Annotated in this window: 23 protein-coding genes and 1 pseudogene; 7 read left to right on the top strand and 17 right to left on the bottom strand. The window is 70.1% G+C overall.

From position 1 onward, the window contains the following. On the top strand, positions 1-594 hold the full coding sequence (locus GGQ96_RS00310; RefSeq protein ID WP_184110484.1) for a cupredoxin domain-containing protein: 594 nt from the start codon (positions 1-3) through the stop codon (positions 592-594). Beyond that, the gene (locus GGQ96_RS00305) at positions 591-2,906 is read left to right on the top strand and encodes a putative bifunctional diguanylate cyclase/phosphodiesterase (protein WP_184110482.1); all 2,316 of its coding nucleotides are present in this window, start codon (positions 591-593) and stop codon (positions 2,904-2,906) included. The genes GGQ96_RS00310 and GGQ96_RS00305 overlap by 4 nt, the downstream gene beginning before the upstream one ends. 45 nt (positions 2,907-2,951) lie before the next feature. Here GGQ96_RS00305 and GGQ96_RS00300 read toward each other — a convergent pair whose 3' ends face one another. From GGQ96_RS00300 to GGQ96_RS00255, 10 genes are all read right to left on the bottom strand, one after another. Further along, positions 2,952-3,644: a fimbrial biogenesis chaperone gene (locus GGQ96_RS00300; protein ID WP_184110480.1), complete on the bottom strand. Its 693-nt coding sequence runs from the start codon at positions 3,642-3,644 to the stop codon at positions 2,952-2,954. Then, a complete protein-coding gene (locus GGQ96_RS00295) occupies positions 3,632-6,112 on the bottom strand; it encodes a TcfC E-set like domain-containing protein (RefSeq protein ID WP_184110478.1) in 2,481 nt (826 codons plus the stop codon). The genes GGQ96_RS00300 and GGQ96_RS00295 overlap by 13 nt, the downstream gene beginning before the upstream one ends. Position 6,113: 1 nt before the next feature. Beyond that, positions 6,114-6,590, bottom strand: a complete 477-nt coding sequence (locus GGQ96_RS00290; protein WP_184110476.1) for a spore coat protein U domain-containing protein — start codon at positions 6,588-6,590, stop codon at positions 6,114-6,116. Positions 6,591-6,614: 24 nt separating this feature from the next. Then, complete coding sequence (locus tag GGQ96_RS00285; RefSeq protein ID WP_184110474.1) at positions 6,615-7,181, bottom strand: hypothetical protein; 567 nt, start codon at positions 7,179-7,181, stop codon at positions 6,615-6,617. 474 nt (positions 7,182-7,655) lie between these two features. Next, a complete protein-coding gene (locus GGQ96_RS00280) occupies positions 7,656-7,925 on the bottom strand; it encodes an HPr family phosphocarrier protein (RefSeq protein WP_184110472.1) in 270 nt (89 codons plus the stop codon). After that, positions 7,922-8,329 (bottom strand): PTS sugar transporter subunit IIA, encoded by a 408-nt coding sequence (locus tag GGQ96_RS00275; RefSeq protein ID WP_125996309.1) that lies wholly within the window; start codon positions 8,327-8,329, stop codon positions 7,922-7,924. Before GGQ96_RS00275 ends, GGQ96_RS00280 begins: the two co-directional genes overlap by 4 nt. Positions 8,330-8,345: 16 nt before the next feature. Further along, complete coding sequence (rapZ, locus tag GGQ96_RS00270) at positions 8,346-9,257, bottom strand: RNase adapter RapZ (RefSeq protein ID WP_184110470.1); 912 nt, start codon at positions 9,255-9,257, stop codon at positions 8,346-8,348. Continuing rightward, the gene (locus GGQ96_RS00265; RefSeq protein ID WP_184110468.1) at positions 9,254-9,682 is read right to left on the bottom strand and encodes an HPr kinase/phosphorylase; all 429 of its coding nucleotides are present in this window, start codon (positions 9,680-9,682) and stop codon (positions 9,254-9,256) included. The genes rapZ and GGQ96_RS00265 overlap by 4 nt, the downstream gene beginning before the upstream one ends. Further along, a complete protein-coding gene (locus tag GGQ96_RS00260; protein ID WP_184110466.1) occupies positions 9,682-11,262 on the bottom strand; it encodes a sensor histidine kinase in 1,581 nt (526 codons plus the stop codon). Before GGQ96_RS00260 ends, GGQ96_RS00265 begins: the two co-directional genes overlap by 1 nt. Then, positions 11,231-11,935, bottom strand: coding sequence for a response regulator transcription factor (locus GGQ96_RS00255; RefSeq protein WP_184110464.1), 705 nt, complete (start codon positions 11,933-11,935; stop codon positions 11,231-11,233). The genes GGQ96_RS00260 and GGQ96_RS00255 overlap by 32 nt, the downstream gene beginning before the upstream one ends. Positions 11,936-12,028: 93 nt before the next feature. On the opposite strand from GGQ96_RS00255, the gene GGQ96_RS00250 reads away from it, so the two are divergent. After that, positions 12,029-12,787 carry an alpha/beta fold hydrolase gene (locus GGQ96_RS00250; protein WP_184110462.1) on the top strand — a complete coding sequence of 253 codons (759 nt, stop codon included), beginning with the start codon at positions 12,029-12,031 and terminating at the stop codon, positions 12,785-12,787. A 180-nt stretch (positions 12,788-12,967) separates the two neighbouring features. Here the strand turns inward: GGQ96_RS00250 and GGQ96_RS00245 are convergent, their stop codons facing one another. The 7 genes and pseudogenes from GGQ96_RS00245 to purM all read right to left on the bottom strand — a co-directional run bounded on the left by GGQ96_RS00245 (position 12,968) and on the right by purM (position 20,273). Then, positions 12,968-13,453, bottom strand: a complete 486-nt coding sequence (locus GGQ96_RS00245; RefSeq protein ID WP_184110460.1) for a hypothetical protein — start codon at positions 13,451-13,453, stop codon at positions 12,968-12,970. Positions 13,454-13,533: 80 nt separating this feature from the next. Continuing rightward, positions 13,534-14,970 (bottom strand): AMP nucleosidase, encoded by a 1,437-nt coding sequence (locus GGQ96_RS00240; RefSeq protein ID WP_184110458.1) that lies wholly within the window; start codon positions 14,968-14,970, stop codon positions 13,534-13,536. Between the two features lie 50 nt (positions 14,971-15,020). Next, on the bottom strand, positions 15,021-17,069 hold the full coding sequence (locus GGQ96_RS00235) for a putative bifunctional diguanylate cyclase/phosphodiesterase (RefSeq protein ID WP_184110456.1): 2,049 nt from the start codon (positions 17,067-17,069) through the stop codon (positions 15,021-15,023). Then, positions 17,066-17,617, bottom strand: a complete 552-nt coding sequence (locus tag GGQ96_RS00230) for a GAF domain-containing protein (protein WP_184110454.1) — start codon at positions 17,615-17,617, stop codon at positions 17,066-17,068. Before GGQ96_RS00230 ends, GGQ96_RS00235 begins: the two co-directional genes overlap by 4 nt. 114 nt (positions 17,618-17,731) lie before the next feature. Then, on the bottom strand, positions 17,732-18,310 hold the full coding sequence (locus GGQ96_RS00225) for a hypothetical protein (protein ID WP_184110452.1): 579 nt from the start codon (positions 18,308-18,310) through the stop codon (positions 17,732-17,734). Positions 18,311-18,570: 260 nt separating this feature from the next. Further along, positions 18,571-19,134 (bottom strand): annotated as a pseudogene (purN, locus tag GGQ96_RS00220) (phosphoribosylglycinamide formyltransferase); the annotation flags it as partial. 11 nt (positions 19,135-19,145) lie between these two features. Continuing rightward, a complete protein-coding gene (gene purM, locus GGQ96_RS00215; RefSeq protein ID WP_184110448.1) occupies positions 19,146-20,273 on the bottom strand; it encodes a phosphoribosylformylglycinamidine cyclo-ligase in 1,128 nt (375 codons plus the stop codon). Positions 20,274-20,340: 67 nt separating this feature from the next. On the opposite strand from purM, the gene GGQ96_RS00210 reads away from it, so the two are divergent. The 4 genes from GGQ96_RS00210 to GGQ96_RS00195 are packed head-to-tail and all read left to right on the top strand — an operon-like array spanning position 20,341 to position 25,823. Then, entirely contained in the window at positions 20,341-21,564 is a 1,224-nt protein-coding gene (locus GGQ96_RS00210; RefSeq protein ID WP_184110446.1) for a heavy-metal-associated domain-containing protein, read from the top strand. Then, the gene (locus tag GGQ96_RS00205) at positions 21,561-22,181 is read left to right on the top strand and encodes an HdaA/DnaA family protein (protein WP_184110444.1); all 621 of its coding nucleotides are present in this window, start codon (positions 21,561-21,563) and stop codon (positions 22,179-22,181) included. The genes GGQ96_RS00210 and GGQ96_RS00205 overlap by 4 nt, the downstream gene beginning before the upstream one ends. Further along, positions 22,178-24,346 carry an RNA degradosome polyphosphate kinase gene (locus tag GGQ96_RS00200; protein WP_184110442.1) on the top strand — a complete coding sequence of 723 codons (2,169 nt, stop codon included), beginning with the start codon at positions 22,178-22,180 and terminating at the stop codon, positions 24,344-24,346. Before GGQ96_RS00205 ends, GGQ96_RS00200 begins: the two co-directional genes overlap by 4 nt. A 13-nt stretch (positions 24,347-24,359) precedes the next feature. Then, positions 24,360-25,823, top strand: a complete 1,464-nt coding sequence (locus tag GGQ96_RS00195) for a Ppx/GppA family phosphatase (protein ID WP_184110440.1) — start codon at positions 24,360-24,362, stop codon at positions 25,821-25,823. Positions 25,824-25,956 lie beyond the last annotated feature (133 nt).

Below are 25,956 nucleotides of genomic sequence, written 5' to 3'. Positions count from 1 at the left end.
ATGATCTTCCGCCATGCCCTTGCTTCGATCGCGATCCTGTCCATGGCGGGGGTCGCCCAGGCCGCGCCCGTCACCGTTCAGGTGGTCGGTGTCGATGGCCGGCCCTTGCCGGGTGCGGTGGTGACCCTGACCCTGCCGGGCACGCCGGCCCCGGCGGTGCGGGGGCCGTACCGGGTGGCGCAGCAGAACATCGCCTTCGACCCGAAAATCCTGATCGTCCCGGTCGGGGCGCAGGTCAGCTTTCCCAATCTCGACCGGGTGCGCCATCACGTCTATTCCTTCTCGCCCGCCCGGAAGTTCGACCTCAAACTCTATGGCCGCGACGATAGCCGTAGCATCACCTTCGACAAGCCGGGCCCGGTCGCGCTGGGCTGCAACATCCATGACGGCATGAACGGCTTGGTCTACGTCACCGCCACGCCGTTCGCCGCCGTGGCGGATGGCGAGGGGCGCGTCTCCTTCGCCGGGGCTGGCGCCGGGCGGGGGACGGTGACGGTCTGGCATCCGTCCATCCGCAAGCCGGGCAACACGCTGTCCCAGCCGCTCGCCGTGTCGACGGCCGGCGCCACGGCGGTCGTCCGCCTTCGTCCATGATCCTGCCGGTTCGCTTCCATAGCCTGCGGGCGCGGCTGACGGTCCTCTATGCCGGGCTGTTCTCCGCCGGATTGCTGGCGCTGGCGATCCTGGCGCAGGGGATGATCGAGCGAAGCGCCCGCCGCACCGCCGCCGATGCGCTGGCCGCCAGCGGCAGCGTCTATGAACGGTTGTGGCAGGAGCGGGAACGCTCGCTCCTGGGGGCCGCCGATGTCCTCGCCCGCGACTTCGGCTTCCGCTCGGCGGTAGCGAGCGGCGATGCCGCCACCATCGTCTCGGCGCTCGCCAGCCTGCGGACGCGGGCCGATGCACCCTATGCCGTGCTGATCGACATGACCGGGCAGGTCATCGGCAATGCTGGGCCCGTCCATGACAGGCTGGCCACTCTGCACGGCGACATGATGGGGGAGCGGCGCGACGCCGTGGTCGCGGTCGACGGCCGCGCCAGCCGCATCGTCACCGCGCCGGTGCTGGCGCCGCTGGAGATCGGCCGCATCGTCCTGATCGTGCCCTTGAACGCGCAGGAGATGCGCGGGCTGGAGCAATTGTCGTCGATTCCGCTCAATGCCGGCATCCTGGTCCGCCAGCACAAGGGCTGGACCGGCGGCGGCCGGCGCATCGGCCTGTCCTCGCCCGCCGACCGGGTCTTCACGCTGTCCGGCCCGGCCGGGCAGAGCTTCGCCATGCTGAAGCCGCTGCACGGCATGGGCGACACGGCGGAGGCGGCGCTGCTGCTGTCCTATCCCATGGACCGGGCGATGGCGCCGTACCGCTCGATCCAGATCGGCCTGGTCGTCGCCGGTCTGGTCTGGCTGGCGCTGATCGGCGTCGGGTCCGCCAGGCTGGCGCGCAGCATCGCCCGCCCGGTCGTGGCGCTGGACCGCGCCGCCCGGCGGCTCGCCGAGGGGGAGCGGACCGAAGTGGCGGTCGAGACCGAGGACGAGATCGGACGGCTGTCGGCGAGCTTCAATCGCATGTCCAAGGGCATCGTGGAGCGGGAGGAGCGCATCGCGCATCTCGCCTTCCATGACGTGCTGACCAACCTGCCCAATCGCGCCTTTTTCCGCCAGTCGCTCGACCAGGAGATCGCCCGCGCGGCGCGCAACGGCGAGTCGCTGGCCTTGCTCTACATGGACCTGGACGGGTTCAAGGTCGTCAACGACACGCTCGGCCATCCGATCGGCGACAGTCTGCTGCGGATGGTTGGGCAGCGCCTGCTCGAACTGTCGGACAATGCATTCGTCGCGCGGCTGGGGGGCGACGAATTCGTGATCGTCATCAGCGAAACCGCCGACCACAGTTCTTCGCGTCGCCTGGCGCATGGCATCCTCGACCTCTTCGCGCAACCGATCCTGGTGGAGGGGCGGGAGGTCACGGCCGGGATCAGCATCGGCATCTCGCTGTTCCCTGCCGACGCGGCGACCGGCGAGGCGCTGGTGCGCAATGCCGACCTGGCGCTCTACCGCGCGAAACAGGACGGGCGCGGCGTCTACCGCTTCTTCGAGCAGGCGCTGGACGAGCAGGCGCGGCGGCGTCGCCAGATCGAGGCGGACCTGCGCGGCGCGATCAGGACCGGCGGGCTGGAGCTGCGCTTCCAGCCGATCGTCCGCACCAGCGACATCGCGATCCGCGGCTTCGAAGCCCTGCTGCGCTGGCCGCATCCGACCGAGGGCTATATCCCGCCGGTCGAGTTCATCCCCGTCGCGGAGGAGACCGGCCTGATCGTGCCGCTGGGCGAGTGGGTGATCCACGAGGCATGCCGAGTGGCGGCGGCGTGGCCTGCCGACATCCGCGTCGCGGTCAATGTCTCGCCCCTGCAGTTCCGTGCGCCCGGCTTCCAGGCGGTCGTGCTGCAGGCGCTGGCGCGCAGCGGCCTGTCGCCCGCGCGGCTTGAGATCGAGATCACCGAATCGGTCTTCCTCGACGGGGTCGATGCGGTGACCGACATCCTGCACCAGCTACGCGGCCTGGGCGTGCGGATCGCGCTGGACGATTTCGGCACGGGCTATTCGTCGCTCAGCTATCTCCGGTCCTTCCCGTTCGACAAGCTGAAGATCGACCGGTCGTTCGTGACCAATATCGCCGACGATCCCAATGCCGGTGCGATCGTGAAGGCCATTCTCGACCTGGCCTCGGCCCTGCAGATGGAGACCACGGCCGAGGGCGTCGAGAACCCGGCACAGCAGGCCGAGCTCCAGTCGCGTGGCTGCGACACGCTGCAGGGCTTCCTGTTCAGCCGGCCGGTGGATGCCACGGCGGCGGGCGAGTTGATCGAGCGCGGCCACCAGCAAGGCCGCAGCCGCGCGGCGTAACCGAAACGTTGCGGAGGCCGATCCGCCGCCGCCAGGGAACTCGCTCTAGAAGCGCTGTACGGCGGACGTCTTGCCGACCGCGACGCGGTAGGTGACCGGACCGGTGCCGGTCAGCGCCTGTCGCCATTGCTGGCCGACATAGAGCCGCTGCGACGGCAGGTCGCGGCAGCGCGCCGGCGCTGCGGCGTCGCACTGCTGCCCCTCGAACAGCTCGACATTCGTGTTGCCGTCGTTGCGCAGCACGAGCGTCGATCCGTCGCGCGCGCCGACCACCTTGGCCACCGGCGCGGCGGGCCGGACGATCACCAGCACGTCGTATCCGACCAGCAGCTTCAGGGCCGTGCTCGGCGCGGCGATCGCGCCTGCCACCGGCTTCACCGTGACGCGGTAGATGCGGTCGCTCGGGCCCCGGTCGGCGATGGCGGCGAAGCGGATCGTCTTGCGCTCGCCCGGTTGCAGGATCAGGCGCTGCGGCGTGACCAGCAGGCCGCCGACCGCCGGATCGACGATGGCCCGGCGCGCCTCGCCCGGCCGGCCCGCGTCCTGGATCTCGGCCGGCTCCACCACGACATAGGCGATGTCGGCGCCGTCATTGGCGATCTCGACATTCTGCGCGATGTCCGAGCCGGGCAGGATATCCAGCACCACCTGGCTGAGCACGATGCCGGCGGCCGCAGGCGTCGCGCCGACGAGGGCGGCGAGCGCCAGGGCGGGTAGGATGCGGGTCATGGTCGGCATGGTACGTCTCCCAGGGCGGTAAAAGGCGCGGCCCGGCCGGGCGCGTCAAGGGTCGCGGTGCAGGTGGCGCCATCCGCGGCGTGGACGGTGAGCACCGCGTCGCCGGGCGCCTGGATCTGGAAATAGCCGTGGTCGTCGGTCGCGGCGATCGCGTCGTGCGTCGTGATATCGCCGCTTCGGATCGGCGCACCGGCCGGATCGACCAGGCGCCCGAACATCGCCAGCACGGGACGGACCGACCAGTCCAGTGTCGTGTAGGAGCCCGGATGCATGTCGACCCGCCGGGTTCGGGTGTCGAACGTCCAGAGCTGGTCGCCGACCGCGCGCAGGCGCACGGCATAGCGGCGATAGGGTTGCACCGCGATCACCGCCCGCTCGCCGGGGCGAAGCATACCGCGCACCGCATCATCGACCAGGATCTCGAAACGAGCCGAACCCTTGGGACCGCGGAGCTGGACGGCGATCACGCTGTCGGTCTGCTCCCGCGACCCGACATGCAGCCGGCCGCCGCCCCATCCCAGGGTCGTCTGAAGCGACAGGCCGTATTGCCGGCTGTCCGCCCCGTCCGCCAACCGCTGGACGAGGGTGCCGCCGGCATAGCCGGCGGCGCCGCGCGCATCCGCGCTGGCTTGCAGGACGGTCGCTCCCGGTCGATGTTGCACCAGCGCGGCGGCGTTGAGCGGTCCGCCCGACCGATCCTCGCGCTGCACCGACGCGCCCAGCTCCACCGCCTGCTCCATCCCGCGAGACGCCGTGCCGCCGCCCGACTGGCTCCTGACCGCGGCGCTGATCTGGCTGCGGGCGCCGAGCAGCTGGAACTGCACCCCGACCGCGATCGAGTCGCCCCGGTCGGTCGCGGCATAGTCGCCCGTGCACCCGAGCCGGAACCTGTCGCGCTCCAGCATGGTCCAGCGTAGGCCGGGTCCCACGGCATAGCTCGGCCGACCCGCGCGATCGCGGCGGTAATAGCCCGACAGGCCGAGCTGGGCCCGCCCCAGATAGGCCGACACGCTGCCCGTCGCCTGGACGTAGTTGGCGCTGCGGTCGAGGAATGGCCCCGTCACCACGCCCGCAATGGGCCGCCAGCGGCCGTCATCCTCGACCGGGATCATGGCGCGATGGTCGGCGCTGCGGACGTGGCGCAGGTCGAAGCCGTAGTTCAGCCAGCCGGCATTGGTGGAGTTGAGCTGGATCACAAGGCCGCGATCGCCGCGCGACGAGCCGAGCAGGCCGACGCGCCCCTGGGCGACCGACGTGACGAGCGTCGCACCGACCTCCGCCAGGATCTTGCGATCGGTGGCGATCGTCGCGGCGTCCCAGGCCAGGTGCGGGCCCCGGCGGCCGGCCAGCCCGACATTCAGGATCGGCGTCGGTGTGATCATGACCGGCACGCCCTGCCGCGCCGTCGCGAGCCAGCCGAGCTCGGCATGAAAGCGGTGACCGCCCACCGGCGCGAGCGTGGGGTTCTTGGTGAAGAAGCGCCGCTCGACTCGCCGGGCACCGCCCGCGTCGCGGATGTGCAGCTCGATCATGTACGAGCCGTCGGGCAGGTTGGTCGTGTCGAGCCTCTGGTTGCCGCTCTCCAGCGCCTGCGAGCCGACCAGCCGGCCCTGGACATAGGTGTCAACCTGCGCGCGCCGGTCGAGGAAGAGGATCAGCGGCGTGCCGGTCATTGATGCACGGTCGACGCGCGTGTCGAATTGCGACCCGACCCCCAGGCCGACGATCCGGCGGCGCCCGACCAGATCGGTGCCGGGCGCGTAGAAGAGGCCGGCGGCATAGCGGCGGCCGGGCCGGTCGACCTGCGCCGCCAGCGTGTCGAGATCCAGCCCACGAAAGGTGGAGGTCGCCATCTCCGCGACGAGGCGCGCCTGTCCGAACCCGGCGACCAGGCGGTTGCGCAGGGTATAGGCGCGGGGCTGGCCGCTGCCGCCCGCGATGGCGAGGCCCAGCGTGTCGACGGCGGTGAGCGCCGGCGCGGGCGGCGCGAGGAACTCCGCGCCGCCGCCGTCGCGGACGCGCAGCAGGCGCGGGTTGACCTGGAGGTCGATCCGAAACCGCGCCGGATCGTAGACGATGGAGGCGATTCCCGGCGGCGGCGGCCGGTCGCAAGCCGCCGCCGGGGATGCACACGGACGAGCCGCGTGCGCGGGCAGCGTCCCGCCCAGCGCGATCGCGACGCTCTGGCGATCGAGCAGATCGGGGATGGCCGCGGCGACCGCGTCGGGATGCAGGAAACGCAGCGCGGACGGATCGGCTTCGACTTCGAACTGGCCGATGCGCCGGTCGCCGAAGAAGACATCGAGGACGGCGATCCGCTTGCGATCCAGGTCGACGAATTCGGCGGGCATCCCGGCCGTCACCGCCGATGCAGGCGCGGCCGCGACGGGCGTGGCGTCGACGGCGTTAACCACATCGCCGGGTGGGGCGAGCAACGCCAATGCGGCGGGGGCCAGCGCGGCATGCACGTCAATTGGCCGACAGGATGATGGTCAGCGTGCCGCCATAGCTGCCCGACCGCGCTGCGCTCAGCGCGGTGCCGCGCAAAATGACGATCAGGCTGGCGTTGGTCGATTGCAGCACCGGGCAACTCAGCAGCATCGTCTGCCCGGCAAGCGGACTGCCGGCGATCAGGTTGGTGCCGGATGTCTGCCCGGACGAGGCGCTCCACTGGACCTCATAGGGTAGGGTGGCGGAGCCGTTGGACAGGGTGAATGCGCCGCCGGCCCCCGATCCGGAGGCCGTGACGGTGTAGCGCCCGCCCAGCACGCCGCTGAAGGCGCAGACCGACTGGGCGCGGACCTTGTCGCTGGCGACATCGGTCACGAGGCCGAAGCCGAGATCGGAGAGGTTCGAGATCTGCACGCCCTGCGCGACCGCCGGCGCCACCATGAAGGGGCCCGCCAGGCCGAGCGCCAGCAGCATGGCGGGCCGCACCGACAGCATTGCTCTCCCTCCGGCGCTCCGCCCTTATTGCGGCGTGACGAGCAGCGTCAGCGAACCGGTATAGGTCGTTGCCGACACCATCGATTGCAGGCTGGGCGCCGAGATCGTGACGATCAGGCTGGATGTCGTCGACGGGCTGGTGCTGCACGTCGAGTTGGCTGCGGTCGTCGCCAGGCCGGTCAGCGCCGTCCCGGGCGTCAGGGCCGTGCCCGTGCTCTGGCCCGATGTCTGGCTCCACTGCACCGAATAGGGGACGGTCGAGGCCCCGTTCGCCAGCGTGAACGCGCCGCTCGTCCCGCTGCCGGTGGCGGTGATGCTATAGCCCCTGGTCGCGGTGTTGCTCCACACGCAATTGTTCTGCGCGGCGGACGCCGCCGTGGCGGGATCGATATTGGTGAAGGTCACGTCCGACAGGCCGGTGATCTGCGCGCGGTTGGCGACGCTGACCGAGATCGAGATGCTGCCCGTCGATGTCGCGCCCAGCGTGCCTTGCGTCGACGCGGACGCTGGCGTCGCCGCCGTCACGGTCCAGATCGTGCACCCCAACAGCACCGCCACCCGTTTCGCGGTCGCTCTTCCCGTACGCAGCATGATGATCCACCCCTGGTCTTGAACCGATCGCTCGGCAGCTTGCGCAAGGGTGGCGTGATTCCGTTAATCCGTTCTGAAAAAGTCAGATCGGGTGCGATAGCTGTTAGGGTGGTTTTAATAGTCGCGTCGGTTCCGCCGGCCGTGCGGCACTGGCATTCGGGTCGCGCCGCGGCGGGACCGGCCCCGCGGGACGTGCGAGCAGGATCGAACAGCCCCGTGCGGCCGGTGCGAATGGGAGGAAGTCTCTGCGCCACCGGCAGGCCGATCGGGGCGCAGGGAAGGGGCACCAGATTATGTCGGCAAAGGCGAGCGCCCCACTCGTCACCGCTATATCCGTGCGAACTGTCGCGGCGACCTGGCCTAGACCAGGCCGGGATGGTGGGTTCTACACAGGTCTCGCCGTCGCCGGATCATTTTGACGCTTCGGATGATCCGGAGGCGATCGCAACCATCCCGGGTGGATGCGAAGCGCCCTCAATCCTCGCCGAACTTGCCCTCGACCAACGCGACCAGCGCCTCGACCGCCGCCTCCGCGCCGTCGCCGCTGGCGCTGATCGTGATCGAATCGCCCTTGGCGGCGCCCAGCATCATCAGGCCCATGATCGAGGTGCCGGTGACGCTGGACGAATCCTTCTCGACCTGCACCTCGCAGGGCTGGGTCGAGGCGAGGGTGACGAACTTGGCGGAGGCGCGGGCGTGGAGGCCGCGGCGATTGGTGATGCTGACCGTCCGGCGGACCGTCATGCCGCCGCCTCGCCCAGCACCTCGGAGGCGACCGAGATATATTTGCGACCGGCCTCGCGCGCGGCCGCGACCGCGTCGACCACCTTCATCGACTTGCGCGCCGATCCCAGGCGGATCAGCATCGGCAGGTTCATGCCCGCGATCACCTCGACCCGGCCGCGCTCCATCAGGCTGATCGCCAGGTTGGACGGCGTGCCGCCGAACAGGTCGGTCAGCACGATCACGCCGCGCCCGATATCGACCGACTGGATCGCCGCGGCGATATCCGCGCGCCGGCCCTCCATATCGTCCTCCGGACCGATCGCGATCGTCGCGACTCGCTCCTGCGGGCCGACGACATGGATCATCGCGGTCACGAATTCATCGGCCAGATGCCCGTGCGTTACCAGAACCAAGCCGATCATAAAGCGGACACGTACCTCATGCGGGACTCGTCGGCAGTCCTTCCAGTGGATCCTGCGGCCGGGTGCCCAAATCGCGATGCGTCACCGTGGGCGAAAAACCGCGATCGTGCAAGAACCGGCCGATCCGTTCGGCGACATGCACGGACCGATGTCTCCCTCCGGTACACCCTATCGCCACGGTGACATAGGATTTTCCTTCGGCCCGGTAGCGTGGCAGCAACAGCGCGAGCAGGTCCTCGATCCGCGACACCGCCGGTTCGTAACAGGGGTCCTCGGCAACATAGGCGGCGACATCCGCGTCCAGCCCGGTGCCCGGCTTCAACGCGGGCACCCAGTGCGGATTGCGCAGGAAACGCATGTCGAACACCAGGTCGGCATTGCGCGGCAGCCCGCGCGCGAAGCCGAAGGAGGTGACGGTCAGCACCGGCTCGGTGGCCGGCCCTGCGAAGCCGGTGCGGATCTGCGCGGCGAGCTCGCTGCTGTTGAGCGTGCTGGTGTCGATCAGCCGACCGGCGGCGGCCCGCAACGGCGCGAGCAGCTCGCGCTCGCGGGCGATGCCGTCGCGCGCCGGCCGGTCGAGCGCCAGCGGGTGGCGGTGGCGCGTCTCGGCATAGCGTCGCTCCAGCTCCGCGCCGGTGCAATCGAGGAACAGCAGCTCGACCTGCGCGCCGCGCTGTCGTTGCAGCCGCTCGATCCCCTCGACGATCCGCTCCGGATCGAAGTCGCGGGTGCGCGCGCCGATGCCGACTGCCAGCGGCTGGTCGCGGCCGCCCGATCCGGTCGGTGCGGCGGGCGCTTCGAGCAGCCGGTCGAGCAGCACCAGGGGAAGGTTGTCGACCACCTCCCACCCTAGATCTTCCAGCGTCTTGAGCACGGTCGACTTACCGGCGCCGGACAGGCCGGTGACGAAGAGGATGTTGGCGGTCATGGCAGGGGGGCCTGTTCCAGGGCCAGCTCGATCTTGATCGGCGTGGCGGCGGGGAAGGGGGCGAGGGCGATCTCGCGGATCGCCACACCGAGGATGGCATGGCGTCGGTCGTCGGGCATGCGCGGCACCTCCGCATCGATACGGACGATCAGCGCGACCGGGATATCGGTCATATAGGGCCGGGCGATGACACCGATCCCGCGTACTTCCATTTGTCCCGCGATAGTGGCGGGCGGCGTGGCGCACAATTCGTCGCCGGTCCGGGTCAGGATTGTATAGTCATCGCTGACCAGCACCGCGCCGCGGTCGATCAGCCGCAGCGCCAGGTCGGATTTGCCCGAGCCCGACGGACCGGAAATCAGCACGGCGCGGCCGCGGATCGCGACGCAGGTCGCGTGGATCGTGGTCGACCCTGTGTCCGCCATCACGCGTCCTCGGTCATCGGCGCGGCGGCGGGCAGGCGGACGACGAAGCGCGCGCCGGTCCGCCCGTCCGCCCGGTGCTCGACCGTGATCTGGCCGCCATGGCCGTCGACGATGGTGCGGGCAATGGCCAAGCCCAGTCCGGAATGGCGGCCGAACGCCTCGCCCTCCGGCCGGATCGAATGGAATCGGTGGAAGATCGTCTCGCGCTTGTCGGCGGGGACGCCGGGCCCCTCATCCTCGACCGCGACGATCCGCTCGCCATCGTCGGCATGGAGCAGGATGGTGACGATGCCGCCATCGGGCGAGAAGGACAGGGCGTTGTCGATCAGGTTCTCGAACACCCGTTCCAGCCGCGCGCCTTCGCCGGGCACCAGCATCGCCGCGCCCTCCTCGATCAGGTCCAGTCGGATGTCGCGCTCGATCCCGCGCTCCTCGCGCTGCATGACCAGCGCGTCGAGCAGCGCGGCGAGGTCGACCGGTTCGAACTGCGCCCGGCTGAGCTGCGCGTCGAGGCGCGAGGCATCCGAGATGTCGGTGATGAGCCGGTCGAGGCGCATCACGTCGTCGCGCACGATCGCGATCAGCTGCGCCTGGAGCGCCGGGTCCGACACGCGGCCCAGCCCGTCGACCGCCGACCGCAGCGACGCGAGCGGGTTCTTCAGCTCGTGGGTGACGTCGGCGGCGAAGCTTTCGGTGGCATCGATCCGGGCGCGCAGGGCCAGGCTCATGTCGGACAGCGCGCGTGCCAGCATCCCCAGCTCGTCCCGGCGCGACGGCAGGCGCGGCACCACCACTTCGCGCGCCCGCCCCCGCCGCACCCGCACCGCCGCCCGCGCCAGCCGGCGCAGCGGCCGGACGATGGTGCGGGCCAGGAACAGCGACAGCAGCACCGAGAAGATGGTGACGCCGAGCAGGACCACGCCCAGTCGGTAGCGTTCGATCCGCACCGTGCGGGTGATGCCGCGCGCATTGTTCGCGGTCATCACCACCTCGCCGCCGGGCAGCGGCGCGGCGGCGGTGATGACGGGCGTGCGGTCGGGCGCGCGCCAGACCGTGGCGGCGACCCGCCCGGTCCGCGCCGCGACGACCTCCGGCCAGCCGGCGGGATCGGTGCGGTCGCGATAGAGGGGCGGACGCTGCGCGGAGACGACGGTGTCGATCGCGCCGTCCAGGAAGCGCGCGATGCGCTGGTCCCAACCCTCGCGATCCGGGTCCTGAAGGGTGAAGTTGCGGACGCCGAGCGCACGGCTGTCGAGCGTCACGCCGCCCGGCCCCAGCAGCCGCAGCCGCGCGCCGGTATCGCGGGCCAGCCGCCGGACTAGCGCCACCCGCCCGTCCGGGTTGCTGGCGCCGATCGCCTCCGCCACCAACCGCGCTTCCCGCGTGGCCTGTTCGATCCGGCTGTCGACGATGCGGCTGCGATAGGAGTCCAGATAGAAGAACCCGCCCGCCAGCAGCGCCAGCGCCAGCAGGTTGACCAGCAGGATGCGCTGGGTGAGCGAAATCTGCCCGGACCAGCTCAGCGCCAGGTCGCGGGCGTCCTCGCCGTCATTCCTCGGAAAAGCGATAGCCGGCGCCATAGAGCGTCTCGATGGCATCGAATTGTGGGTCTACCGCGCGGAACTTGCGGCGGACGCGCTTGATGTGGCTGTCGATCGTCCGATCGACGACATAGATGTCGTCTTGATAGGCCGCGTCCATCAGCTGGTTGCGCGTCTTCACGATGCCGGGCCGCTGCGCCAGCGTCTCGAGGATCAGGAATTCGGTGACGGTCAGCGTCACCGGTTCGCCGGCCCATAGCGTGCGGTGGCGCGCCGGGTCCATGGTCAGTCGGCCGCGCTCCAACACCGGGGCGGGGGCGGTCTCGCCCTCGCGCGGCGCGCTGCTCGCCTCGGTGCGACGCAGGATCGCGCGGATGCGGGCGATCAGCAGCCGCTGCGAGAAGGGTTTGGCGATGTAATCGTCCGCGCCCATCGCCAGCCCCATCGCCTCGTCCAGCTCGTCGTCCTTGGACGTGAGGAAGATGACCGGCGTCTGGCGCTGCGCGCGCAACCGGCGCAACAGCTCCAGCCCGTCCATCTTCGGCATCTTCACGTCGAGCACGGCGAGGTCGGGGGGATTGTCGACCAGCGCCTTCAACGCCGCCTCGCCATCGGCATAGACGCGGGTCAGGAACCCCTCGGCCTGGAGGGCGATCGACACCGAGGTCAGGATGTTCCGGTCGTCATCGACCAGCGCGATCGTGGCGGTCATGCGATCCGCGCTAGGCGGGCGTCACGCCCTTGGCAATGAAAACCACGCGGATAGCGGCTGGCAGGCCCATCGAAATGGCGTAGAGCCGGGCGCATGACCGAACCGACCGCGACCCGCTTCCTGCCGAGCTTCGACAACCACTGCATCGCCTGGCGCGAGCTGGGGAGCGGGCGGCCGGTGGTGCTGATCCATGGCTATTTCTCCGACGCCGCGACCAATTGGATCCGCTACGGCCATGCCGAACGGATCGCGGCGGCGGGATTCCGTGTCATCATGCCGGACCTGCGCGCGCATGGCGAAAGCGACCGCCCGCACGACGCCGCCGCCTATCCGCCCGACGCGCTCACTCGCGACGGCCATGCGCTGATCGAGCATCTGGGCCTGACCGACTATGATCTGGGCGGCTATTCGCTGGGCGCCCGCACGGTGGCGCGGATGATCGCCACGGGCGCCCGGCCGCGCCGCGCGATCTTCGCCGGCATGGGGCTGGAGGGGCTGACCGACACGCATCGCCGCGTCGACCATTTCCGCAACATCCTGACCCGGCTGGGCCAGCACGAGCGCGGCTCGCCCGAATGGCTGGCGGAAGCGTTCCTGAAGAGCACCAGGGGCGATGCCAAGGCGCTGCTCGGCATCCTCAGCACCTTCACCGACACGCCGCTGGCGGCGCTGCATGGCTTCGACCTGCCGGCGCTGGTGGTGGCGGGAGTCGACGACCATGACAATGGCTCGGCGCAGGATCTGGCGGCGACGCTGCCGCAGGGGCGCTATGTTGAGGTGCCGGGCAATCACATGAGCTCGGTGGTGAAGCCCGAACTGGGTGCGGCGATCGCCGCATTCCTGGCGGGGTAGGGTGCGGCATGGGGCAGGCTCGGGTGATGGCCGCGTCTGCGCTGTCGCCGGTTCGCCGCCCGGGACGACGCACCACCCGGCGCAAGCGGGGTGGGTAGGTTCGGTTTGGCGAAGGGCGCGCCTTCGCCGAAATGGTTGCGGCGGCATGACCAAGGTCGCGCCCCCGTCCGGGTCGCGATGTCAGGCCTCGTCCGGGGCCTCGCCTTCAGACGCCCCGGTCGCGGCATCGTCGCTGCCGGGCCGATCCTTTTCGGGCTTGGCGGGATTCTCGGGCCTGGCGGTGCTGCCACGCAGCGACAGGAGCGCCGCCGCCGCGGCCAGGCCCCCCGCGATCGCCGCCGCGCCCCAGGGACCGCGGACCCGGTCGCCGAAACGGTCGAGCGAGTCGCGCAGCGATCCGCCCTTCACTACGGGGGCGGGCGCGGCGGCCGCCGCCGTCCGGCTGCGCTTGGCACCGGTCTTGGCGGCGCTGCGTTTGCTGCTGCGCGGCTTGGGGGCCGGCTTCGCCTTGGATTTGGTCGCCATGGTCGCATCCAGCGCCGCATCCCCGCCCTTGCTCTTGGCCTTGCGCGACGGGCGCGACTTGGCGGCGGCCTTGGCCGGCGTCGTGGCGCGGCGGCGTGGCGTCTTGGGCGTGTCGCCGCCCGGCTTGTCCTTGTCGGCCATGGTCGCTGTCCCTGAGCTATGATCGGGGGGCGTAACGCTGGCGGGTGGGCGAGGTTGCCCGGCCTGGTTCCGGCCAGCGGTCAGCGGAAGGGTGGCTCGTTGAACGCGCGCAGCTTGCGCGAGTGCAGCCGGTCGCCCTCCAGCCGAAGCTGCTCGCAAGCCTGGATGCCGATCCGCATATGTTCGCTGATTGCCCGTTCATAGAAGCGATTGGCCTGACCCGGCAGCTTCAGCTCGCCGTGCAGCGGCTTGTCGGATACGCACAGCAGCGTCCCGTACGGCACGCGGAAGCGGTAGCCCTGCGCCGCGATCGTCGCCGACTCCATGTCGATCCCGACCGCGCGGCTGAGTGAGAAGCGCAGGGCCGATTGCGAATAGCGCAGCTCCCAGTTGCGGTCGTCGGTGGTGACGATCGTGCCGGTGCGCAGGCGGCGCTTCAACTCCTCGCCCGACTGGCCGGAGACGATCTCCGCCGCCTTGGCCATCGCCACCTGCACCTCGGCGATGGCGGGAACCGGGATCTCCGGCGGCAGCACGTCGTCGAGCACATGGTCGTCGCGCAGATAGGCGTGCGCCAGCACATAGTCGCCGATCCGCTGCGACGGGCGCAGGCCGCCGCAATGGCCGATCATCAGCCACGCCTCGGGCCGCATCACCGCCAGATGGTCGCAGATCGTCTTCGCGTTGGAAGGCCCCACGCCGATATTGACCAGGGTGATCCCGGTCTGGTCGTCCGCCATCAGGTGATAGGCGGGCATCTGATGCCGTCGCCACGCACTGTCGGTGACGATCGTGTCGACATCGTCGGGCCGGTGGATCATCACGTTGCCGGCACCGGACAGCGCCGTGAAGCGGCTGCCCTCGCCCAGTTGGGACGCCGCCCAGCGGACGAATTCGTCGACATAGCGGTGATAGTTGGTGAACAGCACGAAGCGCTGCACATGCTCGGCCGGCGTGCCCATGTAATGGCGCAGCCGCGCCAGGCTGAAATCGGTGCGCAGGCCATCGAACAGCGCCAGCGGCCGCGTGCCGTCGACGGTCATCCACAGGCCGTCGGCGATTTCATCGCCGATATGCGCCAGCTCGGTCGCCGGGAACCAGCGCGCCAGCTCCGATGCGGACACCTGGTCGAGGCTCAGCGCATGGCCGGGATCGAGCACATAGGGGAAGGGGATTTCCTGCCGTCCCTCCGCCGCGCTGACCTCGACGTCGAAATCCTCGATCAACAGGGTCAGCTGCTCGGTCAGGTAGTCGGCGAAGATCGCCGGCTTGGTGACGCTGATCCGATAGTCGCCCGGCGACACCAGCCGGCCGAACGAGCGCGGCGGCGTCGGCCGGGATTCCTGGCCGCGAAAGCGCAGGTGGATCTCGGGATAGGCGAAGCTGCCGTCGCGCCGGCTGTCGGCCGAAGGAATGGTGCCGTCGCGCAGATAGGCGGTGAGCGCGGCTTGCAGCCGCTCCACCGAAGCCGTGTAAAGCCGGTCGAGTTCGGAAACGATCTGGGAAGCCTGAGTCATGCCAAGGGCGCTACGCCCGTCACAGGACTCTGACAAGACGCGGGCCGGCGTCAGGACACCAGGGCCTGGCGGAGGACGCGGGGGCCGAGCTGCATCAGGTCCTCGACCTTGTCCGGGTCGGCGGGCCGGTGCGACGGCCGGCCGATCAGATAACCCTGGATCGCCGAACATCCCTCGCGCGCGACGATGGCAAGCTGAGCGGGACGTTCGATCCCCTCGGCCAGAACGGGCATGTCAAGGATCGTGCCGGGCGCGACCACCGAGCGCAGGATCGCCACCGCCTGCTCGCTACGTTCGATCTCCGCGACGAAGGAGGAGTCGAGCTTGATCCGGTCGAAGGGGAAGGAGCGCAGCACGTCGAGCGAAGAATAGCCGACACCGAAATCGTCGAGCGCGATCGCGATGCCCATCGCCTTCAAGGCGGCGAGCTGTCGCAGCGCGTAACGCCGGTCGCGGATGATCGCGCTCTCGGTCAGCTCCAGCAGCAGCCGTTCGGCGGGCAGGCCGCTCTCGTCCAAAGCCGCGCGCACCATGGCGATCAGTTGCGGGTCCGCCAGGTGGAGCGGCGACAGGTTGACCGACACGATGTGCGGATCGGGCCACAAGGCGGCTTGGAAACAGGCCTCGCGCAGCACCCAGACGCTGAGCGGCACGATGTCGCCATTCTCCTCCGCCAGCGGGATGAACTTGGCCGGTGAGATCGGCCCCCGCGATGGATGCGTCCAGCGAAGCAGCGCCTCATAGCCGGTCACGCGCCCGGTCGCAATTTCGGCCTGCACCTGGAAATGGAGATGGAATGCCCCCGCCTGGACGGCGGCCCGCAGGTCGCAGGCCAGCTCGCGCCGGTCGCGCACCGCATCGTCCATCGCCGAGTCGTAGAAACAGGGCTGGTCCGAATGCGCCGACTTGGCGCGGTACATGGCGAGATCGGCCTTGGCGAGCAGCGTGTCCTGGTCACGACCATCATGGATAGCGAGCGCGACGCCGATATTTGTGCCGATCGAGGCGGTGAACCGCTCGAATTGGAAGGGCGGTACGAAGACCGCTCCGAGCCGCCCCAGGAAGCCGGCGAGCTGGTCGGGCGTATCGTAGGAAATCAGCGCGCCGAACTCGTCGCCGCCCAGCCGCGCCACGATCTCGCCCGGAAGCAATGTCGCGGTCAGCCGCGCGGCCAGCGCGGTCAGCAACTGGTCGCCGGCTTGGTGGCCATAGGTATCGTTGACCGCCTTGAACCGCGAGAGGTCGAGCATGATCACCGCCATGCACGGCCGGCCGCCCTTCATCGCCAGGCGGCGCGCCAATTCCTCGTTGAAGCTCATGCGGTTGGGCAAGTCGGTCAGGCCGTCGTGCAGCGCCATGTGGCGCAAGCGGCGGAAGGCTTCGTCCTGGCTATGCTCGTCGATCAGCGCGCTGACCGCGGCACAGCCGAGCACCAGCAGGCCGGCGACCGCCGTGGTCATGCCAAGCACGGTCATCGTCGTCGGCGACAGGCCGCCATTCAGGTCCAGCACCGCGATCGACATCGCCGCCATGCCGGTGAAGTGGAGCGCGGCGACCGCCAGGCCCAGCAGTCCGCCGGCGATGATGCGCCGTCTGCGGTGCTGGCCGACCAAGGTACCGAACGCCGCCGCCCCGAGCAGCATCGCCAGCATGACGGACGCCGCGACATAGCGCATATCCCAGTGGACGATCCCGTCGATGCGATAGGCGGCCATGCCGATATAGTGCATCGCCGCGATCGACGCGCCGATCAGCGCGCCGCCCGCCAGCGCCCAGGACCGGTTACGGCCGACGATCTCGATCCCCGGCGCCGAAGCGACGATCGCGACCAGTAACGACACCAGGGTGAGCGGCGGATCGAGGACGACCGGCGCATGGCTGCGGAAGGCCATCATCGCGACGAAATGCGTGCACCAGACCATCGTGCCGGTGCCGGTCGCGGCCAGGAACACCCAACCGGCATGGCGCCGTCCGACCGCCGAGCGGACCCGCTCGACCAGCTCGATCACCGCGGCCGAGCCGACCAGGCAGACCAGCAGCGCCGCCGCGACCAAATAGGGGTCGTGCTCCTGAAACAGGCACAGCGCGACCCGCTTCATGCCAGACCGGTCCCGCCACCCGCCAGGCCCGCGCGTGCCGCATCCTGGACGTCGTTCCAGACCTCGCCGCGCGTCTCCAGCGCCAGCATCGCCTGGCGCGCGAGCGCCAGCAGATAGGCCTTCTGGTCGGCGGAGGCGGGGACGCGCGGCACGGTGTCGATCACGCAGAGCGCGCCGACATCGATGCCGCTCAGTAACCGCAGCGGCGCGCCGATATAATAACGCGCGAAGGGCGCCTCGACCACCGGCGGCAGGCTGGCGAAGCGCGGATCGGCGCGGGCGTCGCACACCTCCAGCACGTCGGGCCGGTCAAGCGCGAAACCGCAGAAGCCGCTGCTGCGCGGAATGCAGTCCATCGCCAGTCCGTGCGCTGCCTTGAACCATTGCCGGTCGTCGTAGATCAGGGACAGCGCGGCAATAGGGGCGTCGAACGCATCGGCCGCGGCGCGGACGAAGCGGTCGAACGCCTGCTCGGCCGGGGTGTCGAGCACGTGGAGGCCGTGGACGGCCACGGCTCGCCGGCGTTCGCGCATCAGATTCTTGAACATTGACCGGTCACCGCGAGCGTGGAGGGACCGGCCATAGCTGGCGGTGAAAGGTTAAGCTTCGGTCAAATTGGCGACAAAAGTGATGTCGCTCAATTGATGTATATTTGTTCGCCCTTACCGGCCGGCGCGCCACAGTGAGTCGAGCCGCGCCTGGTCACCGCCGGGTTGGCGGAGCCGGAAATCGACCAGTGCAAAGCCGCGTCCGCGCAGAGGGCGGCCATGGCTGCGCCAGACCAGGTCGTAGATCGCCCGCTTCGCGACCGGCCGGTCGTCGACCAGATAGGTGTAGCGGACCAGCACCGGCACGCGCCCCGTGCCCTCATCCGCGCCGCCATCGGTGGCCTTGCGCAGCGGCTCGACGAACCAGTCGAGTGGGATGCGCCGGTCGACCACGTCCTTGGTGCCGACGCCAAGCGCGCCGGGGAAGGTGACGCGAATATCGGTCAGGGGATGCGCGTCGTCCGATGCCAGCTCGATCGCCTCGCCGCCGGAGCCCGGGACGCCCTGCACGTCGTAGCGGCGGCGCTCCTGTGCACCGGCGATCCGCTCCGCCGCCTTGGTGGCGGTGGCGTCGCGGCGGTCCTGCCAGTTGTTCCAAAGGCTGAGCCCGGCGATGATCACGCCTGCCACCGCGACGATCTCCGCGATCGTCAGCCAGCGGCGGCGCGCCTGCCGGTCCGACGTATCGCTCATCGGCCGCCGACCTCCAGCAGCCGGTCCGGCGCGGTCACTTCCCAGGCACGGGCGATCCGGTCCTCGACCAGCGGCCGGTCAAAGGCGTCGGTCAGGGCGATCGCTTCGCCGGCGATCTCGGCAGGCAGGATCAGCCGGTCGCCGGCGACCGTTGCGAACTCACGGCCGTCGACCAGGAAGCGCGTGACGTCGCCGTCGACCTGCGTCTCGACCTCGGGCAGCGTGGTGGCGAAGGCGTGGATATGATCGGCTGGGGACATGACGAACTCCGCTAGGGTGCGCGGGTATAACGCATGTTCGGCGATCAGGACGCGCGCGGCGAGCGTATCGGCATCGTCGCCGGGCAGGATCGGCACGCGCGCCTGGCCCAGCAGCCGGCCGCCGTCCAGTTCCTCGGTGACGATATGGACGGAGCAGCCACCCTCCGCATCGCCTGCCTCGATCGCGCGCCGGTGCGTGTCCAGGCCCTTGTAGAGCGGTAACAGCGAGGGATGGATGTTGACGATCCGGTCGCGCCAGCGGGCGACGAAATCGTCCGACACCAGCCGCATATAGCCGGCCAGCGCGATCACCGTCACGCCCGCCGCGCGGAGGGCGGCGTCGAGCTGCGCCTCGTAGGCGGCCTTGCCGATCCCCCTGGGCGACAGTGCCCAGGTCGCAAGACCGCGCTCGCGCGCCCAGGCGAGGCCGGGCGCATCGGGCTTGTCGGAGGCGACCAGCACGACCGAGTAGCCGCGCGCCTGCTCGACGAGCGCCATCATGTTCGAGCCCCGGCCGGAAATCAGGATGGCGATCTTGTGGTCGGTCATCGCTGGCGCGCTCATCTCCTGCCCGCTCACTGGTGGTGCGTCGCGGTCCAGTCGGCGCGCGCGCTCCACGTCTCGGCGGAGCCGCGCACGGTGCAGCCGCGCGGTCCGGCCTCGACCCGGCCGATCGCGAACACCGTCTCGCCCGCCGCGTCCAGCGCCGCGGCTACGGCCTCCCCCGCTTCGGCCGCGACGACCACCGCCATGCCGATGCCGCAGTTGAAGGTGCGCGCGAACTCCGCCGGCTCGATCCCGCCCTGCGCCTGCAGGAACGCCATCAAGCGCGGCTGGGGCCAGGCATCGGCGTCGATCACCGCATGCGCGCCCTCGGGCAGCACGCGCGGGATGTTCTCCAGCAGGCCGCCGCCGGTGATATGCGCCAGGCCCTTGATCTTCCCTTCGCGCAGCAGCGGCAACAGGCTGGCGACATAGATCCGCGTCGGCGCCATCAGCACGTCGATCATCAACCGGTCCTGGTCGAACAGCGCCGGCCGGTCGAGCTTCCACCCCTTGTCGGCGGCGAGGCGGCGGACCAGCGAGAAGCCGTTGCTGTGCACGCCCGAGGAGGCGAGGCCGAGCACCACGTCGCCGGCCGCGATGGTCGCGCCGGTCAGCAGCTGTTCGCGCTCGACCGCGCCGACGCAGAAGCCGGCCAGGTCATAGTCGCCGGGCGCGTACATGCCCGGCATCTCCGCCGTCTCGCCGCCGATCAGTGCGCACCCGGCCTGTTTGCAGCCCTCCGCGATCGACGCGACGACTCGCTCGGCGACGCCGTTCTCCAGCTTGCCGCTGGCATAATAGTCGAGGAAGAACAGCGGCTCCGCGCCCTGGACGATCAGGTCGTTGGCGCACATCGCGACCAGGTCGACGCCGACCCCCTCGTGACGGTCCCATTCGATCGCCAGTTTCAGCTTGGTGCCGACGCCGTCATTGGCGGCGACCAGCAGCGGATCGGCGAAGCCGGCCGCCTTCAGGTCGAAGATGCCGCCAAAGCCGCCCAAATCGGCATCGGCACCTGGCCGGCGCGTCGACCGGGCGAGCGGCGCGATCGCCCGGACCAGCGCATTGCCGGCGGCGATCGAGACGCCGGCATCGGCATAGGTATAGGCCCCGGAAGGGGGCGCGGCGGGCGTGGTGGAGTCGGGCTGGTCGCTCATGTTCGCCCGCCTAGCCATATCCCGCTTGGATTTCCACGCCCCCTCCTGCAAAAGGCGCGGCAATCCTATGCGCCGTCTTCTCCCCGTCCTGGCCCTCAGCGCCCTTCTCGCCGGCAGCGCCACGCTCGCCCAGGTCGATGGCGGCAGCCGGGGCGTCGCCCCGGTCGACAGCGGCAGCGCGTTCGAGGTGGCCGGCGTCATCGTCGATGTCTCTGGAAAGACGGCGGAGGCGGCGCGCTATGGCGGATGGCGGCTGGCGCAGCGCAAGGCCTGGGTGCAGCTGTCGCGCCGGCTGGGCGGGCCGGGCACGCTCCTGTCGGATGGCGCGCTCGACCAGCTCGTGTCGGGCATCGGCGTCGAGAACGAACAGATCGGGCCAACCCGCTATATCGCGCGGCTGGGCGTGTTGTTCGATCGCGGGCGGGCGGCCGGGCTGCTCGGCATTTCGGCCTATGCCGACCGCTCGCCGCCGATGCTGGTCGTGCCGCTGATCTGGCAGGGCGGCACCGGTCAGGTGTTCGAGCGGCGGACGCCCTGGCAGGAGGCCTGGGCCCGGTTCCGGACCGGCGACAGCCGCATCGACTATGTCCGCCCCGCCGGCACGGGGCCCGATTCGCTGCTGCTGAACAGCGGGCAGGTCGGCCGGCCGGGGCGTGGCTGGTGGCGGGCGATCCTCGACCAATATGGCGCGTCCGATGTGCTGATCCCGACCGTGCGGCTCAGCCGACAATGGCCCGGCGGCCCGGTCATCGGCGTGTTCGAGGCGCGGCACGGACCGGACAATGTGCTGCTCGGCCGGGTCACCCTGCGCGTCGGCAGCGCCGGCGGCCTAGCGCAGTTGATGGACGCGGGCGTCGCGCGGCTCGATTCGATCTACCAGAACGCGCTGCGGGGCGGCCGGCTGAGCCCGGACGCCAGCCTGTCGCCACCACCCGAACCGGCGCCCGTACCCGCGCCCGTGGCGGAGCCGACCATCGATACGCTGCTCGCCGACATCGCCGCGTCGAACGCGGTGCCGGTGACGGTGCAATATGACACGCCCGGCACCAGCAGCGTCGCCAATAGCGAGGCGCTGATCCGCTCCCTGCCGGGGGTTCGGTCGGCGAGCACCACCAGCCTGGCGCTGGGCGGCGTGTCGCTGATGCGCGTGTTCGTCGACGATCCCGCCGCCTTCGCCACCGCGCTCCGCTCGCGCGGCTACGAGGTGTCGGGCAGCGGCGCGGCGCTGCGCATCCGCCGGCCGGCGGCGCCGGCGGCCACCCCCACGCCCGGCGCGACGGGGCCGGGATGAACCAGATCGCGCTGCCGCTCGAATGGCCGGAGGACCCGCGCGACGACGCCTTCCTGGTCACGCCCTCCAACGCCCGCGCGGCGCAGTTGCTGGAACATTGGGGCACTTGGCCGGTGCGCGCGGCGCTGCTCACCGGTCCGCGCCGGTCGGGGCGCAGCCTGCTGGCGCGGATCTTCGCGGCGAAGAGCGGCGGCACGATCATCGACGACGCCGACCGCGTCTCCGAGACGGGGCTGTTCCATGCCTGGAACCGGGCGCAGGCGGAGCGGCGGCCGCTGGTGATGGTCGCCGACGTCGCGCCGCCGGTCTGGCGGATCGCACTGCCCGACCTGCGGTCGCGACTGGCCGCGACGCCCCATGCGGAGATCGGTCCGCCCGACGACGCGCTGCTGCGCGCGTTGTTCGAGCGGCAACTGGCGCGGCGCGGCGTGGTCGCCCCGCCCGACGTGCTCGACTGGCTGGTCGCGCGGCTGGAGCGCAGCCACCTGGCGGTGGAACGCAGTATCGACGCGCTCGATGAAGAAGTCATGGAACGGCAAAAACGCCTGACTATTCCCCTGGCTCGAACCAGCTTGATCGAGGCGGGGCTGCTGCCCCCGCAACAGGAGACGCCATGACCCGCCCCGCGCATATCGCCGCGCTGACCAAGACCGACGATGACGGCTTCACGGCGGCCGAACCCAACGACCGGTACTTCAATCGCGAACTGTCCTGGCTGGCGTTCAACCGGCGGGTGCTGGAGGAGGCGTGCAACGAAGCGCATCCGTTGCTCGAGCGGCTTCGCTTCCTGTCCATATCCGGTTCGAATCTCGACGAATTCTTCATGGTCCGGGTGGCGGGACTGAAGGGGCAGCAGGCGCAGGACGTGGAACGCCGTTCCGCCGACGGGCTAACCCCAGGCCAGCAGCTCGGCGCGATCATCGAGGAGGCGGACCGGCTGATGCGCAGCCAGCAGGCGGTGTGGAGCGACCTGCGCACGCTGCTCGCGGCGAACGGCATCGAGGTGCTGCGCCGCGACGCGATCGACTCGGACGACCAGACCTGGCTGGAGAATCACTATCGCGAGCAGATCTTCCCGATCCTGACCCCGCAGGCGCTCGACCCCGCGCATCCCTTTCCGTTCATCCCCAACAAGGGGCTGACCGTGATCTTCGACCTGGAGCGGATCGTCGACGGCGAGCCGATCCGCGAGCTGGTGATGCTGCCGCCGACGGCGCCGCGCTTCGTGCGGCTGCCGGGCGACCCGGCGCGCTATGTCTGCACCGAGACGATCGTGAAGCGGTTCGCGCCCTTGCTCTTCCCCGGCTATGTCGTCCACGGCGCGGCGGCGTTCCGCGTGCTGCGCGACAGCGATATCGAGATCGAGGAAGAGGCGGAGGACCTGGTCCGGTATTTCGCCAACGCGATCAAGCGCCGCCGCCGCGGCCGCGTCATTCGGCTGGAGCTGGAGACGGGGATGCCCGACACGCTGGCGGCGGTGCTGAAGGACGAACTGGGCGGCGCGGACGCCATCATCACCGAAAGCGGTCATCTGCTGGGCATCGGCGACCTCGACCTGCTGGTGGAGGAGGATCGGCCGGACCTGAAGTTCCCGCCCTTCACGCCGCGCTTCCCCGAGCGGATTCGCGAGTTCGACGGCGATTGTTTCGCCGCGATCCGCGCCAAGGACATCGTCGTCCAGCATCCATACGAAACGTTCGGCGTCGTGCTCGCCTTTCTGAAGCAGGCGGCGGCGGACCCGGACGTGGTCGCGATCAAACAGACGCTCTACCGCGCGGGCAAGCAGCCGGCGGTCATCAACGCGCTGATCGCGGCAGCGGAGGCGGGCAAGTCGGTGACCGCGGTGGTCGAGCTGAAGGCGCGGTTCGACGAGGAGCAGAACCTGTTCTGGGCTTCGGCGCTGGAGCGGGCGGGCGTGCAGGTCGTCTATGGCTTCATCGACTGGAAGACGCATGCCAAGGTGTCGCTGGTGGTGCGGCGCGAGGCGGGGGAATTCCGCACCTACTGCCATTTCGGCACCGGCAATTACCACCCGGTGACCGCGCGCATCTATACCGATCTCAGCTACTTCACCGCCGATCCGGCGATCGGGCGCGATGCGGCGCAGATGTTCAATTATGTCACCGGCTATGTCGAGCCGCATGACATGAGCTGCATGAGCCTGTCGCCCCTGACCCTGCGCCAGCGGCTGACGGCGTTGATCGACGACGAGATCGCCCATGCCAATGCCGGCCGCCCGGCGGCGATGTGGGCGAAGATGAACAGCCTGGTCGATCCTGCGATCATCGACAAGCTCTACGAAGCGAGCGGGGCGGGCGTGCAGATCGACCTGATCATCCGCGGCATCTGCTGCCTGCGTCCGCAAGTGCCCGGCCTGTCGGAGAATATCCGGGTCAAGTCGGTGATCGGCCGCTTCCTGGAGCACAGCCGCATCTGGGCGTTCGGGGCGGGCGCGCCGCTGCCCAATGACGATGCCAAGGTGTTCATCTCCTCGGCCGACTGGATGCCGCGCAACTTCGACCGGCGGGTGGAATATATGCTGCCGATCACCAACGCGACCGTGCACGACCAGATCCTGGACCAGGTGATGGTCGCCAATCTGATCGACGACGAGCAGAGCTGGGTGCTGCAGGCCGACGGATCGTACATCCGCACAGAGCCGGGCGACAAGCCGTTCAACCTGCATCGCTACTTCATGACCAACCCGTCCCTGTCCGGGCGCGGCGCGGCGATCGAGGCGGGGCGCGGCGTCCCGACCCTCGCCTGGCCCCGCAAGCGTTGATGGGGCGGGATTGATGGGATTGTTCCGGCGCATGGCGTCGCCGCCGCGCAAGGCGATCGTCGATATCGGCTCCAATTCGGTGCGGCTGGTCGTCTATCAGGGCCAGCCGCGGTGCCCGGCGGTGCTGTTCAACGAAAAGGTGATGGCCGGCCTGGGGCGGGGCCTGGCGGAGACCGGCCGGATCGATCCGGCAGGGCTGGCGCAGGCGCATGGCGCTTTGACCCGCTTCGCCGCGGTGCTGCGCGAGATGGAGGTGACGGAGATCCGCACCGTCGCCACCGCCGCCGTGCGCGACGCCGCCAATGGCGCGGGGCTGATCGAGGCGGCCGGCGCGCTCGGCCTCAACCCCGAGATCCTGTCGGGCGAGCAGGAGGCGATGGCGGCGGGCGAGGGGGTGTTGTCTGGCATTCCCGATGCGGACGGCGTGGTCGGCGATCTGGGCGGCGGCAGCCTGGAACTGGTGCGCGTGGCGGACGGGCGATGCGGCGAGCGGGTGTCCTTTCCGCTCGGCGTGCTGCGCATCGCGGGGCTGCGCGGCAAGCCGCTGGAAGCCCGCGTGGTGAAGCTGATCCGCGAGGCGGGTTGGACGAAGCGCGGGCAGGGCCTGCCTTTCTATCTGGTCGGTGGATCGTGGCGCGCGCTGGCGCGACTCGACATGCACCTGACCGGCTATCCGCTGCCGATCATCCACCAGTACAGCATGAGCCCGGCGCGGATCGCGACGCTCGGCCGCACGATCGCGCATCTCGACAAGCCGCGCCTGCGCGAGGTCCCGGGCCTGTCCTCGGGCCGGGCGGGGACGCTGGCCGATGCCACCGCCCTTCTGGGACTGGTGGTGCGCGAACTGGGCAGCCGCGAGACGATCGCCTCCACCTATGGCCTGCGCGAGGGATTGCTCTTCGAAGCGCTCGATCCCGCCACGCGCGCGCAGGACCCGCTGATCGTCGCGACGCGCGAGGAGGGGCGGCTGCTCGGCCGCTTTCCCGAACATGGCGACCTGCTCCACGACTGGATCGCGCCGCTGTTCGCGCGCGAGCCGCATGAGCGGATTCGGCAGGCGGCCTGTCTGCTCGCCGATGTGGGCTGGCACGCCAATCCCGATTTCCGGGCGGAGCGCGGGCTGGAGGTGGCGCTGCACGGCCATTGGGTCGCGATCCGCGCGGCCGAGCGGGCGATGCTGGCGCAGGCGCTGTTCACCAGTCTGGGCGGCGGGGTCGCCACGCCCGCGCCGCTGGCCGCGCTGGCGAACGCGGACGAATTGAAGAAGGCGATCGCCTGGGGACTGGCGATCCGGCTGGGCCAGCGGCTGTCGGCGGGGCTGGCGGGACCGTTGCAGCGCGCAACCCTGCGCGACGATGGCGCGCGGCTGACGCTCGACCTGGCCGGCGCGGACCGGGCGCTGTATGGCGAGGCGGTCGAGAAGCGCCACGCGGCGCTGGCGACGATGATGGGGCGGATGCCGGTGGTGACGGGGTAGCCTGCGTCCAGCCGTTCACCCTTCTTGCTCCCCTGCGGAGGCAGGGAGCCAGTTGGTGGACATTGGTGACGACGCGCGGCACCGGAAACCACAGCCCTCCCAACTGGACCCCTGCCTGCGCAGGGGAACAAGG

It is taken from the genome of Sphingomonas abaci (assembly GCF_014199625.1).
Lineage (GTDB): Bacteria > Pseudomonadota > Alphaproteobacteria > Sphingomonadales > Sphingomonadaceae > Sphingomonas > Sphingomonas abaci.
This window is presented reverse-complemented; position numbering and strand designations above follow the sequence as displayed.